This window comes from Streptomyces sp. NPDC051180, from assembly GCF_040689545.1.
Taxonomy (GTDB): domain Bacteria; phylum Actinomycetota; class Actinomycetes; order Streptomycetales; family Streptomycetaceae; genus Streptomyces.
Map to the genome: position 1 here is coordinate 285835 of NZ_JBFBBC010000006.1, position 17217 is coordinate 303051.

Genomic DNA, 17217 nt, shown 5'->3' on the forward strand with positions numbered 1-17217 from the left:
CAGCGGGGTCAAGGCACCATGTCCTGCTTGGTCTTCAGCTGCTCGGCCAGAAGGCTCCACTCCCGGCTGATGCGCTCGGCGATCGGCGCGATGACGCCGAGCCAGTGCGGCGGGACGGCGTCGACGAGCTCACGCCAGTCCTCGTCGGGGTCGGTGGCGTGCAGCTGCATCCACCGGAGGAACTCACGGCCGCCCGCGTTGTACCGGATGGCGGGGTCGGTGGCCATCTTGGCCGCCACCGTCGCCCACGCGGGCGGCGCCTCCGTGTGGTTGCGGCGCGGGGCCGGGACGGCGTCGGGGTGCGGGGCCACCCGCAGCGGCCCGCGGGCCGTGCCGCACGCCGCCGCGCCGGACGGCCGGAGCGGCTCGCCCGGGTGGCGCACCGTCTGCCGCACGGTCGGCACCGACTGCACCGCGGGGACGACCTGTACGGGCCGTACGGACTGCACCGACCGCACGGGCTGTACCGGCTCCGGCCGCGCGGCCGGCGTCTGGCGGCCGTCCCGCTCGGGGCTGTCGCCCCTGCGGAGCCGCGCGCTCACGTCGTGGACCGTGCCCAGCGACACGTCGGTCTCCCGGGCCACCTGACGCAGCGGGGCGTTGGGGTGGGCGGTGATGTACTCGGCGGCCCGCCGCCGGCCCTCGCCGGCGTCGACCGGACGCCGCCTGCCGTCCCGGCCGATGCGCTTGCCGTCCAGCGGCGCCCCGTCCGACGACCGGTCGCGCAGCGACGCGATCGTCTTGGCGCTCAGACCGGTGATGCCGGCGATGGCCCGGTCGGACCAGTCGGGGTGGGAGCTCAGGACGCGCTGCGCCCCGGACACCCGGTCGGCCTTCGACAGCGGGAGTCCGTGCGAGCCGTTCGCCTTCATGGCGATGACGAGCGCCTCGGAATTCGAACAGTCGAGGAAACGCGCCTTGATGCTGACATCGCCGCGGAGCCTCGCGGCCTCCAGGCGGTGCAGACCGTCGATGATGCGGTAGCCGTCCATCTGGACCAGAATGGGCGGGAGTTCCGCCGATCCCGCCGCGTCGACGAGAAGCTGGATGTGAGCGGCGTCCGTACCGCTCTGGCGCAGGGAGACGCCGGGCGACAGCGCACTGACGGGCACGTCGCGTGCCGGCAGTTTCTCGAAGTTCTTGAGATCGAATTCGCTGCGGGTCGCTGCTTCGGTGCTCTCCGATCTGACGGGGCTGAACGCACTCGTGATCAAAACGGCTTGCCCACTGCTCTGAGCCATTCCCTTCACTCCCTTTCTGCTGCCGCTGCCGTCGAGCGTCGCAGGGGGGTCTTCAGGCCCAGTCGAGGAAAGGTGGACGCCGCCTGGAAACACGACACCGCGGGTACCTGCCTGATCGGCGGGCACCCACGGTGTTCGGGAGGGGTCAGGCGTCCCGGCGGCGCAGCAGCACGGCGGCGACGGCGAGCAGGACGGCGGTCCAGAGCGCGAGCACCCCGAGGCCCTGCCACGGGCCGAGCAGGTCGTCCACTCGGGAGTGCTGCTGGGTGACGAGGAAGCCCGCCTCGGTGGGGAGGTAGGCGTGCACGTGCTCACCGACGGTACCGGGCAGCAGCCTGGCCATCGGCGCGAGCACCAGGACGAACGCGATGACGCCGGTGATGCTCGCCGCCGTGTGGCGGATGACGGCACCGACCGCCAGGGCGAACAGGCCCAGAAGGGACAGATAGAACCCGCAGCCGATGACGGCCCGCAGGACGCCCGGGTCGCCCAGGGAGACGGGCGCCTTGCCGTCGAGCATCGGCGCGCCGATGAGGAACGAGCCGAACGCGGTCACCTCGCCCACGGCGAGCACGAGGAGCCCGAAGACGGCGGCCTTGGCCAGCAGCACCGGTGTCCGCTTGGGCACCGCGAGCAGACTGGCACGGATCATGCCGGTGGAGTACTCGGAGGCGATGACCATCGCGCCCAGCACGCAGACCGCGAGCTGGCCGATCAGGATGCCGCTGCCGAGGATGGTGCCGGTCGGGTCGAGGCGCATGGCCTCCTGCTGCGCCGGATCGGTCTTGTCCCAGTTCGCGACGCCCATCTGGATGAAGAGCGCCGTGAAGATGAACGTGACCACGACCAGGATCGCGAGCGACCAGACCGTGGAGCGGACGGAGCGGATCTTCGTCCACTCCGACAGCATCAGCCGCCCGAAGGTCGGCTTGTGGGAGCCCGCGACGGGGACGGTCGCGGGTGCGGTCGCGGTGGTCACTTCACACCTCCGGCGGTGCGCAGGCCGGCGTCGTACTCGACGGCGTCCTTGGTCAGTTCCATGAAGGCGTCCTCCAGCGAACCACGGCGGGTGGAGAGCTCGTGGAGCACCAGGCCGCCGGCGGCGGCCAGTTCGGCGATGCGGGGGGCCTCGATGCCGACGACGTCCAGGTCGCCCTCCTCGGTGTCGGTGACGGTCCCGCCGTGGCTCCTCAGGAGCGCGGCGAGCCGTTCCCGGTCAGGGGTCTTGATCAGGACGGACTGCTCGGTGCTGCGCTCGATGAACTCCTGGGTGGAGCAGTCCGCCACGAGCCGGCCGCGCCCGATGACGATGAGGTGGTCGGCCGTGACGGCCATCTCGTTCATCAGGTGGCTGGAGACGAAGACCGCACGGCCCTCGGCCGCGAGGGACTTCATCAGGTTCCGGATCCAGAGGATGCCCTCCGGGTCCAGGCCGTTGACCGGCTCGTCCAGAACCAGCGCGGCGGGGTCGCCGAGCAGGGCGGCGGCGATGCCGAGCCGCTGCCCCATGCCGAGCGAGAAGCCGCCGGCCCGCTTGCGGGCCACCGGCGTCAGGCCGACCTGGTCGATGACCTCCTGGACCCGGCGCCTGCCGAAGCCCTGGGTCTGGGCGAGGCAGAGCAGGTGGTCGTAGGCGCTGCGGCCGGTGTGGACGGCCCGCGCCTCCAGCAGCGCGCCGACCACCCGCATCGGCTGCGGGAGGTCGCTGTACCGCATGCCGTCGACGGTCGCCTCGCCCCCGTCGGGCCGGTCGAGGCCGAGGAGAAGTCTCATGGTGGTGGACTTCCCCGCGCCGTTCGGGCCCAGGAAGCCGGTGACGCGTCCGGGCTCGACCGTGAACGAGAGACCGTTCACAGCGGTCTTGTCACCGTAGCGTTTGGTGAGGTTCTTGGCTTCGATCATGGGTTACCTCATTTGGTCTGCGAGAGATTCTTGAGCAGGGGGTGGCACACTCCCCGCACACCTTGGTACCAGGATCGAATTGTGTTCAGTAGGCCCCTGCGGGGCCGCTGTTGAACGTTGGTCTGCGTTTCTCCGTCGTGGCAATTTTGTCCGGGCCGGCTGTTCGGGCCGGGCGCTTGTTCCATCTGCTCGATTTCCTCAGTTGAACGGCAGTCGACGGAACCAACGGAACCCACGGAACCCATGAGGGTGGTCATGAATTCAGACGTGAACGGTCCGGTGCCCGCCGCCGGCCGGCCGGTCATCGGGATCTGCGCGAGGACCGCGCCGGTCACGCTCCAGGGCAGTGACATGCTCGTCAGTCTCGCCCTCCAGGCGCACGTCGCCTACCTGTCGCAGGCGGGCGCCACGCCCCTCCTGATCCCGCTGCTGCCCGGCTCGGAGGGCCTCGTCGACCGCATCGACGGCCTCCTCGTCCCGGGCGGACCGGATCTCGATCCGGCGCTGTACGGTGAGACCGCCCACCCGGTGACCCGGGCCATGAGCCCGGATGCCGACCGGGCCGAACTGGCTCTGGTCCGGGCCGCTTTGGAGGCCCGTCTGCCGGTCCTCGCCATCTGCCGCGGGATGCAGCTGCTCAACGTGCTGCACGGCGGCAGCCTGCACCAGCACCTGCCCGAGATCACGGGTCACGACGAGCACCAGCCGCGGACTCCCACGTTCACGCTCGGCCGCCACCCGCTGAAGCTCACGCCCGGCAGCCGGATCGCCGGCGTCCTCGACGAGGACGAGCCGGAGACGGCCTGCCACCACCACCAGGCGGTGGACCGGCTCGGCGCCGGCCTCACCGTCACCGGCCGGGCCCACGACGGCACCGTCGAGGCCGTCGAAGTCGCGGACCACCCTTTCGCGATAGGCGTGCAATGGGAGTCCGGACACACCCCCGACACCCGGCTCCACGAAGCACTCGTACAAGCCGCAGTAAGCCGGAAAAGCAACTGATCCGTCGAAATTCGGAATACTTGAGAAAAGGCTGCCCGGTGGGCAAGCTGTTATCTGATCCCGATCCGAAGGAGAATTACAGATGTCGCCGCGGATGCCTAACCCGTCGCTGGTCGTTCCCGATGTTCTGCCGCCCATGCGCGCACTGGTCAAGGCCGTGAACAGCGTCGGTGTGCCGTTGCAGACGCTCGTGCTCATCCACCTGCGGGTGAGCCAGATCAACGGCCGTCCGGTCCAGATCCCGAAGAAGCAGGCCGAGTTCGAGGCCGCGGGGGAGGAGGACCACCGTCTGCCGGTGGTGGAGACCTGGCGCGAGCAGGACTGCTTCACCGACGCCGAGCGTTCCGTCCTGGCGCTGGCCGAGGCCGCCACCCGCATCAACGACCGGGTCGAGCCCGTGTCGGACGAGGTCTGGGAGGAGGCCGCCAAGCACTGGAACGAGGTCGAGCTCGGTGCGATCGTCCTCCACATCGGTCTGGTCAACCTGTGGAACCGCGTCAACGTCGCCACGAAGCAGGAGCCCGTGGACTGGCGCATCAACCCCAAGAAGTGGACCCCGATGACGTCCCGTCTCGCGCAGGCCCAGGCGCAGACCTCGACCTCCTCGTCCTGACTCGCTTTTCTTTCCAGGCATTCGCAATCAGGCCCTGTCCGGTGGAAGTCCCACCGAACAGGGCCTGATGCTTTGTGCGGGATCAGGGGGAGAGCGGGGTGCGGCCGGCCGCGTTCACCGTGAGGACGGCGAGCAGCGTACGCGCCTGGACGTTCACGTAACGGCTGTGTCCGGCGAGCCAGTTCAGCTGTCCCGCGGTGACCCAGTGGTATCCCGGGGGCGGCACGGCCGGTGTGGTGTCCTCGTCGGTGTCGACGATCAGGTAGCGGCTCTCGGCGTTGAGGAAGCGGCCGCCCTCCTCGGAGTGGACCGTGGAATAGCGCACCCGCTCGGGAGCGGCGCCGAGGATGGCGTCCAGGAACGGCGGGCGGTGCTCCGCCGGCAGGTGGTCGTAGTTCTCGGGGACGTACTGCACGGTCGGCGCGAGCTCCGCCGTGTCGAGGAAACCGCCCTCCACGCGCGCGTGCACGAGGACGTGCGGGACGCCGTCGAACACCCGGCGGGCGAAGGCGACGATGCCCTGGCCGACCGGCTCGATGATCGGCTGGGTCCAGCCGGCGACCTCGCGGCCCGCGCCCTCCACGGAGACCGCCACGACCTGGAAGAACCGGCCGTCCCAGCGGCGTACGGAGTGCTCGTCGCGCCGCCAGCCGGCGATCTCCCGCAGCGGCATGCGGCGGGTGTGGATGTCCTGGCGGGCCCGCTCGCCCGTGAACCAGGCCAGCAGGTCGGCGTCGGAGGCGAGCGCCCCCACCTCGGGCGGGGCCATGGGGGCGCTGGCCAGGACGGTGCGCGCGTCCATGTTCACCACGTTGTCGAGGCGGAGCATCGCCACGATCTGGCCGAGCGTGAGCCAGCGGAAGTCCTCGTCGGCGGGGACGTCGCCGGTCACCTCGACGATCATGTTGCGGTTGCGCTTCCGGTAGAACCAGGCGCCGTGCTCGGACTGCAGGACGTCGGTGAGCACCGTCTCGCGGTCCGGGTCGAGGAAGTGCTCCAGGTACTTCACCTCCGCCCCGCCGTGGGCCTTCGTGTAGTTGCTGCGGGTGGCCTGCACGGTGGGGGAGAGCTGCACTAGGTTCGGGTTGCCCGGCTCCATCTTCGCCTGCATGAGGAAGTGCAGGACGCCGTCGAACTCCTTGGCCAGGATGCCGAGGATGCCGATCTCCGGCTGGACGATGATCGGCTGCTGCCACTCGCCCTCCGGCCGCACGGCGTGCAGGCCCTCGACGGTGAAGAACTTGCCGCTGCTGTGCCGCAGGTCGCCGGTGTCCGGTGCGAAGGACCAGTGGTCGAGCTCGGCGAAGGGGATGCGGCGGATCGCCGTCCCGCAGGTCACCCGGTGGAAGTCCAGCCAGGCGGGCACCTCCGCCGTCGCGATGTGGACGCCCTCGGCGGTCGCCGCGGAGAGCGCGAGGCGCTCGGATATCCCGGCCCGGTGACGGGGGACCAGTCGAGTCTGCACGGTCACGGCCGACCACCGCTCTCCTTGACGGGCTTCCACCACTGCGGGTTGTTGCGGTACCAGGCGACGGTCGCCGCCAGTCCCTCGTCGAAGGAGGTGAGCGGCCGGTGGCCGAGCTCCTCCTCGATCTTGGTCTGGTCGAGGGCGTAGCGCCGGTCGTGCGCCTTGCGGTCGGCGACGTGGTCGATCATGTCCGTGCCGACGCCGCAGAGCTCGACGAGCCGGTGGGCCAGCGTCAGGTTGGGCACGGAGGAGCCGGAGCCGATGTTGTACGCCTCGCCGGCCCGGCCGGCGGTGAGCACCCGCTGGATGGCGCGGCAGTGGTCGTCCACGTGCAGCCACTCGCGGATCTGCTGTCCGTCCCCGTAGACGGGGATGCGCCGTCCCTCCAGGAGGTTGGTGACGGCGAGCGGGATGAACTTCTCGGGGTGCTGGTACGGCCCGTAGTTGTTGGAGCAGCGGGTGACCGACAGGTTCAGCCGGTGCGTGCGGACGTAGGCGAGGGCGACGAGGTCGGACGCGGCCTTGGAGGCGGCGTACGGGGAGTTCGGCAGGAGGGGGGACTCCTCGGTCCAGAATCCCTCGTCGATGGAGCCGTACACCTCGTCGGTGGAGACGTGGACGACCCGCTCGACGCCGACGGCCAGGGCGGCCTCCAGGACGGCCTGGGTGCCCTCCACGTTGGTGCGGACGAAGGCGGCGCCGCTCTGGATGGAGCGGTCCACGTGGCTCTCGGCGGCGAAGTGCACCACCGCGTCGTGGCCTTCGAGGACCGAGCGCAGCAGCTCCCGGTCGAGGATGTCGCCCTGGACGAAGGTGAGCCGCGGGTGGGCGGCGGGGAGGTTGTCGCGGTTGCCCGCGTACGTCAGCAGGTCGAGCACGGTGACGTGCGCGTCCTCGTAGCCCGGGTACCCCCCGTCGAGCATGGTCCGCACATAATGCGAGCCGATGAATCCGGCTCCGCCGGTGACGAGGATTCTCATGAGATCACATCGCATTCGGAATTCAACGGTCGAGGCATGTGTCTAACCCTTTTCGATGAGGGGGGCGGATGGCATGCAATTCACGCTAAAGAAATGCCTGATGAGAGGCATCTTTCAGATTGCGGGTTCAACCGCTGAAAAACCGAAGGGGGCCGGCCCCGGGAGGAATCCCGGGGCCGACCCCTTGATATCAGCCGGTGCGGCTACGCGCCGACGTACGCGGCGAGGTGCTCGCCCGTGCGGGTCGAGCGGTTCGCGACGAGCTCCGCCGGCGTGCCCTCGAAGACGATCGTGCCGCCCTCCTGGCCGGCGCCGGGGCCGACGTCGACGATCCAGTCGGCGTGCGCCATCACGGCCTGGTGGTGCTCGATGACGATGACCGACTTGCCCGCGTCGACGAGGCGGTCGAGAAGCCCGAGCAGGTTCTCCACGTCGGCGAGGTGGAGGCCGGTGGTGGGCTCGTCCAGGACGTAGACGCCGCCCTTCTCCGCCATGTGCGTGGCCAGCTTGAGCCGCTGGCGCTCGCCGCCCGACAGGGTGGTGAGCGGCCTGCCGATGTCGAGGTAGCCGAGCCCGACGTCGGAGAGGCGCTCCAGGATGCGCAGGGCGGCGGGCACACGGGTCTCGCCCGCGCCGAAGAAGTCCTTGGCCTCGTCGACCGGCATGGCGAGGACCTCGCTGATGTCACGGCCGCCGAGACGGTATTCGAGCACGGACGCCTCGAACCGCTTGCCCTCACAGTCCTCGCAGGTGGTGGCGGCGCCCGCCATCATCGCCAGGTCGGTGTAGATCACGCCGGCGCCGTTGCAGGTGGGGCAGGCGCCCTCGGAGTTGGGGCTGAACAGCGCGGGCTTCACGCCGTTGGCCTTGGCGAAGGCGTTGCGGATCGTGTCGAGCAGACCGGTGTACGTCGCCGGGTTGCTGCGGCGCGAGCCCTTGATCGGCGTCTGGTCGACGGAGACGACGTTCTCCCGGCGGGCGACCGAGCCGTGGACGAGCGAGCTCTTGCCGGACCCGGCGACGCCGGTGACCACGCACAGCACGCCGAGCGGGATGTCGACGTCGACGTCCTTGAGGTTGTGCGTCGAGGCGCCGCGGACCTCCAGGTGCCCGGTCGGCTTGCGGACCGTGTCCTTGACGGCGGCCCGGTCGTCGAAGTGGCGGCCGGTGACCGTGCCGCTGGCGCGCAGTCCGTCGAGGGAGCCCTCGAACATCACCTGGCCGCCGCCGGAGCCCGCGCGGGGGCCGATGTCGACGATGTGGTCGGCGATCGCGATGGTCTCCGGCTTGTGTTCGACGACGAGGACCGTGTTGCCCTTGTCCCGGAGTTCGATGAGCAGGTCGTTCATCCGGCTGATGTCGTACGGGTGCAGGCCGGTGGTGGGCTCGTCGAAGACGTAGGTGGTGTCGGTGAGCGAGGAGCCGAGGTGGCGGATCATCTTGATGCGCTGGCCCTCGCCGCCGGACAGGGTGCCGGCGGGGCGGTCGAGCGAGAGGTAGCCGAGGCCGATCCGCACGATCGAGTCCAGGGTGTGCAGCAGCTTGGCGAGCAGCGGGGCGACCGACGGCTCGTCGAGGCCGCGGACCCAGGCGGCCAGGTCCCTGATCTCCATCGCGCAGACGTCGGCGATGGAGAGGTCGCCGATCTTCGAGGACCTGGCCTCCTCGCTGAGCCGCGAACCGCCGCACTCGGGACACGAGGTGAAGGTGACGGCGCGCTCCACGAACGCCCGGACGTGCGGCTGGAGGGAGTCCTTGTCCTTGGAGAGCATGGACTTCCGGATCTTCGGGATCAGGCCCTCGTAGGTGAGGTTGACGCCGTCGACCTTGACCTTGCGCGCCTCGCCGTGGAGGAACTCCTCCCTCTCGTCGGCGGTGAAGTCGCGGATCGGCTTCTTCGGGTCGAGGATGCCCGAGTCGGTGTAGACCCGGGTGGTCCAGAAGCTGTCCTGCTTCCAGCCGGGGATCGTGAGCGCGCCGTCGCCGAGCGCCTTCGTCTCGTCGTACAGCTGGGTCAGGTCGATGTCGGAGGCGGTGCCGCGGCCCTCGCAGCGCGCGCACATGCCGCCGTGGTAGACGGCCTTGGTGACGACGAGCTTCTCGCCCTTGCCCTTGTCCACGCTCATGGCGCCGCTGGCGACCCGCTTGGGGACGTTGAAGGCGAACGCGCTGGGCGGGCCGATGTACGGGGTGCCGAGCCGGCTGAAGAGGATGCGGAGCATCGCGTTGGTGTCGGTGGCGGTGCCCACCGTGGAGCGGGGGTCGGCGCCGAGGCGCTGCTGGTCGACGACGATCGCGGTCGTCAGACCTTCGAGGACGTCGACCTCGGGGCGCGCGATCGTCGGCATGAAGCCCTGGACGAAGGCGCTGTAGGTCTCGTTGATCATCCGCTGCGACTCGGCGGCGATGGTGCCGAACACCAGCGAGCTCTTGCCCGAGCCGGACACCCCGGTGAAGACCGTCAGTCTGCGCTTGGGGAGCTCGACGCTGACGTCCTTGAGGTTGTTCACCCGTGCCCCGTGCACGCGGATCAGGTCGTGACGGTCGGCGACGTGCGGCTCGTTGGAGTCCGCGTCCGTCCCGGTGTCCTTGCTCATGGTCTCTCCATCTCTCCGGATGGGACCGCCCTTGCCCGGCCCCATCCGGCGAGCTTAGGCGGACACGCTCGAATCCCCCTCGAATCCCGCTCGAATTGCCCTCGCGGGGGGCTTGAGGGAAATTCGAGCGGGAATCAAGGGGGATTCGGGCGGTACGGGGGGAGGCGCCGGGGTGCGGCGGTGAGCTCCGGGCGGACGCGGCGGGGCGGGCCGGTCTCAGCGCTCCTGCAGCAGGCCGAGGACGTTGCCGTCGACGTCGGTGACGGTGGCCACCAGACGGCCGCCGCCGACCTCGGCGGCGGGGTTCTGCACGACGGCTCCGGCCGCCGTCACCTCCGCCAACTTCGCCTCGATGTCCGGCACATGCCAGTACGCGACCGGTGAGGCCATGCCCTGCGTGCCCGCCCCCGGGACCAGCCCGATGTGCTGTCCGGCGACGTCGAAGCCGACGTAGAAGTCCTCGTCGGTCTGCGGTTCGACGCCGAGCAGCGCGGTGTACACCGTCTTTGCCGTCGCCAGGTCCTTGACGGGGTGGAGCACCGTCTTGATTCCCTGGGTGGCGGGGTGGGACATGATCACTCCTAGGTCGGGATCGTGTGACCGCATGCTAGGGAAAAGCGCTGTCGAAACGCTTCTCCGTTCTTGCTCACTCAAGTGGGAATCCAGCCATCTTTGACCGGAATTACAGAGGGCCTTGCCAGGCTGCGAGCGCGTTGCATCCAGAAGGGGAATCACGTGAAGAAGCTCGCATTGGTCACAACGGTGATCGTGACCGGACTGGTGGGTCCGGCCGTCACCCCGGTGGCGGCGGTGGAGGCGGCCACTCCGGCCGCAAGCGTGGCCTGGTCGCCGTGTCCGGAAAACGATCCGACCCTCGGAGCCATGCTCAAGGGCCTCGAGTGCGGTTCGATCCAGGTGCCGCTCGACTACGCCAACCCGGAAGGCCGGAAGATCAGTCTGGCACTGACCCGGGCCAAGCACACCGTCGCCGACGCACAGTACAAGGGCGTCGTGATCCTGCACCGCGGCCAGTGGCCCGGTCCGATCTCCCGCGACCTGCCCACCCGTTACGCCAAGGGCACCACCGGCCTCGCGCAGGACGTCGGCGCCGCCTACGACTTCATCGGCTTCGACCCGCGCGGTGTGGGCGCCAGCGAGCCGGCGATCGTCTGCGACCCGACCTACATCAACCCCGGCCACGCGCTGCCGGACCCGGTGCCGGCCTCGCCCGCCGCCGAGCAGGCCCTGGTGGACCGGGCCCGCTCGTACGCCCAGAGCTGCGGCCAGCAGTACGGTGACGTGCTCAACCACCTCACCACCAAGGACTCCGCGCGCGACCTGGAGCAGATGCGCATCGCGCTCGGCCAGGAGAAGATCACCTACTTCGGCACCCACTGGGGCACCTACCTCGGCTCCGTCTACGCCTCCATGTACCCCAACCGGGTGCAGCGGATGATCCTCGACAGCGTCGTGAGCCCGAGCGGCGTCGGCTATCTGAACCACCTCGGCAAGAACTTCACCGCCGAGCAGAACGCCGGCATCTTCTTCGCCTGGGTCGCCAAGTACGACTCCGTCTACCACCTGGGCACGACCGCCGCCCAGGTCGAGGCGAAGTACTACGCGGCCCAGAACAGCCTCCGCGACGCGCCCATCGACGGCAAGATAGGCCCGGCGGAGTGGGCCGACGTCTTCGAGCCGGTCGTCTACCGCCACTGGATCTGGCTGAACCGCGCGAAGATCCTCTCGGACTTCGCCGTCAACAACGACCCGACCTCGCTGAAGGCCAACTTCTCCGACCCGGGCTTCCCGCACCAGAACCGCCACACGATGACCAACGCGGTCAACTGCACCGACGGCTACTGGCCGCGTGACTGGAACGTGTACAGCGCGGCCTACTCCGCCCAGTACGCCCTCGGCACCACCGTGCTCACCTGGAACAACGCCTGGTACATGGCCCCGTGCGCCTTCTGGCCGGCCGCCTCCCAGACGCCGCAGCAGGTCGGCAACTCCTCGGTGGACGTCCTCATCGTGCAGCCCGAGTTCGACGCCGCGAGCGGCGTGTTCGGCGCCTACGACACGCACCTGCGCTTCCCCAACTCCCGCTTCGTCATGGAGAAGGGCGGCCACAGCGTCGGCGCGGCCCTGTCGGCCAACGGCAACACCTGCCTCAACGCCTACGTCAGCGACTACCTGAGGGACGGCACCCGGCCGGCCTCCAAGTGGGGCGTCGACGCCACCTGCGCGGCGGCACCCGACCCGGTTCCGGCCGGCGCCTGACCGGACAGGCGCGGGCCCCGCATGAGCGAGACATGCGGGGCCCGCACCCTCCGGACCACGCTCCGGGACGGCACTCCCGGAGCGACGCCCATCGGGTCAGCGCGCGGTGGTGGCCGCGTCTGCCCGGTGGGCGTCGACCAGTTGCTCCAGCGTCCGCGCCAGTTCGTTCGGCGCGGGCATCGTGAGCACCTCCAGACGGAGCCGCCGGGCGTTGGCCCGGAGGGTCTCGTCCTCGATGAGGCGGACGATCGCGGCGCGCACGCCCGGCCCGTCCACCTCGGCCGGCTTCATGGCGAGCCCCGCCCCCGTCCGGTCGAGGCACTGGAGCTTGAGCGGCACGTCGAACGCCCGGCTGACGAGCAGCTGGGGGACGCCGTACCGCAGCGCGCAGCCGAAGGACCAGGTTCCCCCGTGGTGCACCATGGCCGCGCAGGTCGGCAGGACGTCGGCGAGGGGAACGGACTCCACGAGCCGGGTGTTGTCCGGCACCCGGCGCAGCTGCTCCTGGGAATCCCGGGGCAGCGTCAGCACCAGCTCCATCTCCAGGTCCCCGACCGAGTCGAGGATCTCCTGGATCTTCTCGACGGGCAGCAGCTGCCGCACCGGCCCGTCGTTCACCGCGTCGCCGAAGGTCATCAGGACCCGTGGCGCGCGGGGCGGCTCGGCCAGCCAACGCGGCACCACCGTCGGGCCGTTGTACGGCACGAACTGCATCGGGAGGGTCGTCGGCCGGGCGTCGGGACGGAACGCCCCGGGCAGCGGGTCGATCGTGAACTGGCCGTTCACCAGGTCCTCGGAGAACTCGACGCCGTACTTCCCCGCCCAGCCCGACAGCCAGTCGCGCAGGCCGTCCGCGCGGTCCTCCGGGGGCTGCCGCTCCTGGGCGTGCAGGAAGTCCTCCCGCATGCGGCTGTAGACGTCCACCGAGTACAGCACCCGGGCGTGCGCCGCGCCGACCGCGGCGGCCGCGACCGCCCCCGCGAACGCCTTCGCGCCCCAGAGCACCAGGTCGGGGCGCCATTCGAGGGCGAACCGCACGACGTCGTCCATCATCGTGTCGTTCGACCGCCGGGCCTGCGGGAGCACCAGGTTCTCGAAGACCCGGGTGGCCTGCTCCCAGCTGAGCCGGTCGCGGTCCGGCCGGACGTCGAAGAGCGGGTCGAGGCCGCCCCCCTGCTGCGGGCCCTGCCCGGCTCCGCCCGCCGCGGGCGCGGCGGCCTTCTTCCGCTGGTCCCGCTGGTCGCGCTGCCTGCGCACCTCCGCGGTCTCGCCGGGGCCGACGCTGATGCCGGTGAGGCCGGCCCCGGTCACGTCGTCGAGGAGGTCGGGCCAGCCGGCCACCCGCACCTCGTGACCGGCGGTCTGCAGGGACCAGGCCAGGGGAATCAGGTTGAAAAGGTGTGTCTTAAACGGAAACGGCACAATGAGAACGCGCATGACGGACCGCCTTAGCGTCGGGGCCGGGGGAGTTCATGGGGGTACTCCGCCCTTGCCGGTCCCGATCATCATGCTCAGGCGTCCGGCACGGTTCTTCTCCAGATTTGCCGGGTGCCACCGGTTGCGGCGGTGACCAGGAACGTGACCGCGGCGACCACGAGCGCCGCCGGAACCGGGCCCGCCAGGTCGCACAGGGCCCCCATGACCAGGATCGACACCGCCACGCCCGAGGGCAGCAGAGTGGCCCGGAGCGTCACCACCGACGACAGCTCCTCGGCCGACGCCGCGGCCAGCAGACGGTTGTTGAAGTGCACGAAGGCAACCTCGAAGAGCACCAGGAACAGGGCGTACAGGACGAGCGTCGGCGCCGTGCGGCCGATCAGGACCGCGGCGAGGAGCGGCGGCATGGGCAGCACGGCCCAGAAGGCCGACGGGACGCGGTCGAGGTACTGCTGCGCGGGCAGCGCGGCGAGCGACCCGGCGAAGATGGCGAGCGCCGACATCGCGACGAACACGCCGACCAGCCGGGTCCCGCCGGCCAGGAGGTGGAGCGGGATCACCGTGACGGCCACCGTGTGGAAGCCCTGCCAGAACGCCACCAGCAGGAAGCGGGCGAACAGCCGCCGCACCACCGGGTCCTCGACCCGCAGCCGGGTGTCGGCCGGGGCCCCGCCCTCGGCCTTCGCGCCGGCCGCGGCCGGCCCCGCGGACCCCGGCAGCGCCCAGGCCAGCACCGCGGAGAGCGCGAGGGTCGCCACGTTCACCGCGATCAGACCCCGCAGCGACAGGACCGAGCCGGCCGGTCCCGCCAGCGCCGCCCCGACGCTCAGACCGGTCAGCTTGCCGATCTCGGCGATCGTGTTGGCCCGGTCGAGCCGCTCGGGCGGAACGGTCCCGCGCAGCACGACCGCGGTGGCCGAGCGGGTGACCGCCTCGAAGAAGCCGCGGGCCAGGACGAGTCCGGTGGCGACGGCGAGCAGCGCGGGTCCCGGCGCGGTGAGGGCGGCCGCGGTGAGCAGCAGGCTCGCGGGCTCGGCCAGCCGGATCAGCCGCTCCGGGGCGCGCCGCGCGAGCAGCCGGTTGAGCGGTGCGGCGAGCAGGAGCGCGGGCAGCCAGGGGGCGCTCAGCACGGCGCCGGCCAGCAGCCCGGAACCGGTGACCGACCCCACGTGGGTGGACAGGCTCACCAGAAGCAGAAAACTCCCGCACGTGTTGACGAACAGCAATGCGGGAGTGAAATGAGGCGACCGAAATGCCGCGGGAAATAACGTCATGAAGCATCCCTCCAGGGCTGGAGGATGGCAGAGCTGAACGGATTTCGGCCAAGGGGAAGTCTGTCTATCTTGAACATATGACAGCAGCCACACAGGGCGGCCCGTGCATCGTGATGGTCGATGCCTACGCCGCCGTCCGTTCACTCGTTCTGGAATTCCGTGAGCAGGGGTGCTCCGTCGTCCGCGTCCAGAGCACGCGCGACGTCCCGTACGTGTACCGGTCGGCCCCGCACGTTCCCGGCGACTTCGTCGCCGACCTCGTCCACGACGGCGACGTCGACGCCACGGCCGACGCGATCGCGGGGTTCGCGCCGCTGGCCGTGATCTCCGGCGGGGAGATCGGAGTCGAGCTCGCGGACCTGCTCGCGGAGCGGCTCGGCCTCCCCGGCAACGGCACCGCCCTCAGCACCGCGCGCCGCGACAAGCACCTCATGATCGAGACCCTGCGCGCCGCCGGACTGCGCGCCGCCCGCCAGCTGTGGGCCACCGACGCCGACGAACTCGCCGCCTGGCACCGCGCGCTCGGCGGCCGGGTCGTCGTGAAGCCGCCGCGCAGCGCCGGCAGCCAGGGCGTCTCCTTCTGCGACACCCCGGAGGAGTCCGTCGCCGCCTACCGGTCCCTGGCCGACGCCGACGACGTCTTCTCCCAGCCCAACCGCGGCGCCGTCGCCCAGGAGTACCTGGCGGGCACCGAGTACATGGTGAACACCGTCAGCCGGGACGGGCGTCACCACGTGTGCGACGTCTGGCGGACCGGCCGGGTGAGCGCCAACGGGGTCGTCGACCTCTGCGACGCGCTCTCCCTCGTCGACTCCGGCAGCCGGGTCGTGGAGCCGCTGAAGGAGTACGGCTTCCAGGTCCTGGACGCCCTCGGCATCCGGCACGGTCCCGCGCACCTGGAGATCCGGATGACCCCGGACGGGCCCTGCCTGGTCGAGGTCGGCGCCCGGATCGCGGGCGGCGGCATCCCGGCCGCCGCCGGGCTCGGCATCGGCGCCTCGCAGCTGGAGTGGACCGTCGAGGCGTATCTGCGGCCCGAGCGGTTCCACGCCCGCGCCGGCACCCCGTACGAGGTGAAGCGGTACTGCGCGATCGCCGGCATGGTCTCCCCGGTGGAGGGGGTGCTCCGGGAGTACCGGGGGATCGAGGAGATCGAGCGGCTGGAGGGGTTCCACGCCCTGGCGACCCCGGTGAAGCCGGGCCAGGACATCCACCGGACGGTCGACGACCTCACGTACCCCGTCATCGTGACGCTGCTGCACGACCTCGACGAGGTCGTGCAGCGCGACCTCAACACCATCCGGCACCTCGACGGCGTCGGCTTCTACGCCCTCGACGGCTCCTGACCGCCGTTCGACCGCGGCCCGACCGGCCGCCGACCCCGCCACCGTTCGACCGCTGCCGATCCGCGGTCGAACATCAGGCGCGGGCGGCGGCCGGTGTGCTGCGCGTCCACGCCGGACGCGGCACCCGGTAGACGAAGCTGACGGCGGTCCGGGGCTCGGACGCCGTCGTGTTGGGCGCCGAGCGGTGCACCACCCGGCCGTCGAACATCACCGCAGAGCCGGGCGGCAGGGGCACCGCCTCCGGCGCGGTCCCCGGCAGGTCCGCGTCCGCGATGTGCGGCTCGACGGCCGCCGCCAGCGGTGCCTCGCCGGGCAGCCGCTCGCGGTCCCCGGTGTGCGGGAGCAGCCCCAGCAGGTGCGAGCCCGGCAGGAACTCCAGGCAGCCGTTGCGCGGGGTGGCCGCTTCGAGCGCGATCCAGACCGTCACGATGCCGTGCTCGTCGGCGCCGAAGCCGGGCGGCGCGAACGCCAGGTCCTGGTGCCAGGGCTTCGCCGAGCCCACCACGGGCGGCTTGGCCCACAGGAAGGCGTTGACCAGGGTGCCCGGCCGGCCGCCGGCGGCCCGCGCGACCGGCCCGTCGGCCAGCCCGAGCGAGCGCTGCACCGCCTCGAACTCGGGGACGTGCTCGTGGATGCGGTCGGCCGAGCGCAGCACCCCGGCGATCGCCCCGGCCCCCTGCTGCCAGGCCGCCCAGCCGCCGATGCCGGGCGCCTCCAGGACGAAGTCCCCGCTGGAGACGGTGCGGTCGCGGGCGAGCTCCTCCAGCCGGCCGACGGCGCCGCGGAGCCGGGCGAGCGCCTCGCCGGTCACCAGCGACGGGAGCCGGGTGAACCCGTTCTCCCGCAGGTCACGGGATTCGGTGTCAGTCATTCCGCTGTTCCTCTCTCCTCACGTCGGATGGCCGCGAACGTATCCCCGACCTATCGCAGAATGCTCTCTTTCGGCGTTCGCGGCCTTTTCCGTTGTAGCGCCTCCCCGCCTCTCCCTAAGCTCCTTGGACATGAGGTCGACCGACCGCATGAAGAGAATGACGAAGGGAGTTCACAATGAGCGACGGTACCTTCATGGAGACCCGTGAC

The 17217-nt window shown here is 70.8% G+C and carries 14 protein-coding genes; 4 read left to right on the top strand and 10 right to left on the bottom strand.

The window, feature by feature from the left end:
- Window positions 1–8: 8 nt before the first annotated feature.
- The 3 genes from AB0424_RS14560 to AB0424_RS14570 form a co-directional block, all read right to left on the bottom strand.
- The gene (locus AB0424_RS14560) at window positions 9–1112 is read right to left on the bottom strand and encodes a ParB N-terminal domain-containing protein (RefSeq protein ID WP_366305209.1); all 1104 of its coding nucleotides are present in this window, start codon (window positions 1110–1112) and stop codon (window positions 9–11) included.
- 274 nt (window positions 1113–1386) lie between these two features.
- Window positions 1387–2220 carry an ABC transporter permease gene (locus tag AB0424_RS14565; protein WP_366305211.1) on the bottom strand — a complete coding sequence of 278 codons (834 nt, stop codon included), beginning with the start codon at window positions 2218–2220 and terminating at the stop codon, window positions 1387–1389.
- The gene (locus tag AB0424_RS14570; RefSeq protein WP_366305213.1) at window positions 2217–3143 is read right to left on the bottom strand and encodes an ATP-binding cassette domain-containing protein; all 927 of its coding nucleotides are present in this window, start codon (window positions 3141–3143) and stop codon (window positions 2217–2219) included. The genes AB0424_RS14565 and AB0424_RS14570 overlap by 4 nt, the downstream gene beginning before the upstream one ends.
- Window positions 3144–3398: 255 nt before the next feature.
- On the opposite strand from AB0424_RS14570, the gene AB0424_RS14575 reads away from it, so the two are divergent.
- The gene (locus AB0424_RS14575; RefSeq protein WP_366305215.1) at window positions 3399–4145 is read left to right on the top strand and encodes a gamma-glutamyl-gamma-aminobutyrate hydrolase family protein; all 747 of its coding nucleotides are present in this window, start codon (window positions 3399–3401) and stop codon (window positions 4143–4145) included.
- A gap of 94 nt (window positions 4146–4239) precedes the next feature.
- Entirely contained in the window at window positions 4240–4758 is a 519-nt protein-coding gene (locus AB0424_RS14580; RefSeq protein WP_366305324.1) for a carboxymuconolactone decarboxylase family protein, read from the top strand.
- 82 nt (window positions 4759–4840) lie between these two features.
- Here the strand turns inward: AB0424_RS14580 and AB0424_RS14585 are convergent, their stop codons facing one another.
- The 4 genes from AB0424_RS14585 to AB0424_RS14600 form a co-directional block, all read right to left on the bottom strand.
- Entirely contained in the window at window positions 4841–6229 is a 1389-nt protein-coding gene (locus AB0424_RS14585; RefSeq protein WP_366305217.1) for an NDP-hexose 2,3-dehydratase family protein, read from the bottom strand.
- The gene (gene rfbB / locus AB0424_RS14590; RefSeq protein ID WP_366305219.1) at window positions 6226–7206 is read right to left on the bottom strand and encodes a dTDP-glucose 4,6-dehydratase; all 981 of its coding nucleotides are present in this window, start codon (window positions 7204–7206) and stop codon (window positions 6226–6228) included. Before rfbB ends, AB0424_RS14585 begins: the two co-directional genes overlap by 4 nt.
- A gap of 203 nt (window positions 7207–7409) precedes the next feature.
- A complete protein-coding gene (locus AB0424_RS14595) occupies window positions 7410–9803 on the bottom strand; it encodes an excinuclease ABC subunit UvrA (RefSeq protein WP_366305221.1) in 2394 nt (797 codons plus the stop codon).
- Window positions 9804–10019: 216 nt separating this feature from the next.
- The gene (locus AB0424_RS14600; protein WP_366305223.1) at window positions 10020–10376 is read right to left on the bottom strand and encodes a VOC family protein; all 357 of its coding nucleotides are present in this window, start codon (window positions 10374–10376) and stop codon (window positions 10020–10022) included.
- A gap of 309 nt (window positions 10377–10685) precedes the next feature.
- Between AB0424_RS14600 and AB0424_RS14605 the strand changes: the two genes are divergently transcribed.
- The gene (locus AB0424_RS14605) at window positions 10686–12080 is read left to right on the top strand and encodes an alpha/beta fold hydrolase (protein WP_366305225.1); all 1395 of its coding nucleotides are present in this window, start codon (window positions 10686–10688) and stop codon (window positions 12078–12080) included.
- A gap of 96 nt (window positions 12081–12176) precedes the next feature.
- Here AB0424_RS14605 and AB0424_RS14610 read toward each other — a convergent pair whose 3' ends face one another.
- Both AB0424_RS14610 and AB0424_RS14615 read right to left on the bottom strand, forming a co-directional pair.
- Window positions 12177–13517 carry a nucleotide disphospho-sugar-binding domain-containing protein gene (locus AB0424_RS14610; protein ID WP_366305227.1) on the bottom strand — a complete coding sequence of 447 codons (1341 nt, stop codon included), beginning with the start codon at window positions 13515–13517 and terminating at the stop codon, window positions 12177–12179.
- Between the two features lie 74 nt (window positions 13518–13591).
- Window positions 13592–14791, bottom strand: a complete 1200-nt coding sequence (locus AB0424_RS14615; protein ID WP_366305228.1) for an MFS transporter — start codon at window positions 14789–14791, stop codon at window positions 13592–13594.
- 77 nt (window positions 14792–14868) lie between these two features.
- Here AB0424_RS14615 and AB0424_RS14620 point away from each other — a divergent pair, with 77 nt between their 5' ends.
- Window positions 14869–16137: an ATP-grasp domain-containing protein gene (locus tag AB0424_RS14620; protein WP_366305230.1), complete on the top strand. Its 1269-nt coding sequence runs from the start codon at window positions 14869–14871 to the stop codon at window positions 16135–16137.
- Window positions 16138–16210: 73 nt separating this feature from the next.
- Here AB0424_RS14620 and AB0424_RS14625 read toward each other — a convergent pair whose 3' ends face one another.
- The gene (locus AB0424_RS14625) at window positions 16211–17008 is read right to left on the bottom strand and encodes a phytanoyl-CoA dioxygenase family protein (RefSeq protein WP_366305232.1); all 798 of its coding nucleotides are present in this window, start codon (window positions 17006–17008) and stop codon (window positions 16211–16213) included.
- Between the last annotated feature and the right edge of the window lie 209 nt (window positions 17009–17217).

Coding starts and splice junctions, on each gene's coding strand:
- AB0424_RS14570 (WP_366305213.1), bottom strand. CDS start 3,143: ATGATCGAAGCCAAGAACCTCACCAAACGCTACGGTGACAAGACCGCT.
- AB0424_RS14575 (WP_366305215.1), top strand. CDS start 3,399: ATGAATTCAGACGTGAACGGTCCGGTGCCCGCCGCCGGCCGGCCGGTC.
- AB0424_RS14580 (WP_366305324.1), top strand. CDS start 4,240: ATGCCTAACCCGTCGCTGGTCGTTCCCGATGTTCTGCCGCCCATGCGC.
- rfbB (WP_366305219.1), bottom strand. CDS start 7,206: ATGAGAATCCTCGTCACCGGCGGAGCCGGATTCATCGGCTCGCATTAT.
- AB0424_RS14595 (WP_366305221.1), bottom strand. CDS start 9,803: ATGAGCAAGGACACCGGGACGGACGCGGACTCCAACGAGCCGCACGTC.
- AB0424_RS14600 (WP_366305223.1), bottom strand. CDS start 10,376: ATGTCCCACCCCGCCACCCAGGGAATCAAGACGGTGCTCCACCCCGTC.
- AB0424_RS14605 (WP_366305225.1), top strand. CDS start 10,686: ATGCTCAAGGGCCTCGAGTGCGGTTCGATCCAGGTGCCGCTCGACTAC.
- AB0424_RS14610 (WP_366305227.1), bottom strand. CDS start 13,517: ATGCGCGTTCTCATTGTGCCGTTTCCGTTTAAGACACACCTTTTCAAC.
- AB0424_RS14615 (WP_366305228.1), bottom strand. CDS start 14,791: ATGACGTTATTTCCCGCGGCATTTCGGTCGCCTCATTTCACTCCCGCA.
- AB0424_RS14620 (WP_366305230.1), top strand. CDS start 14,869: ATGACAGCAGCCACACAGGGCGGCCCGTGCATCGTGATGGTCGATGCC.
- AB0424_RS14625 (WP_366305232.1), bottom strand. CDS start 17,008: ATGACTGACACCGAATCCCGTGACCTGCGGGAGAACGGGTTCACCCGG.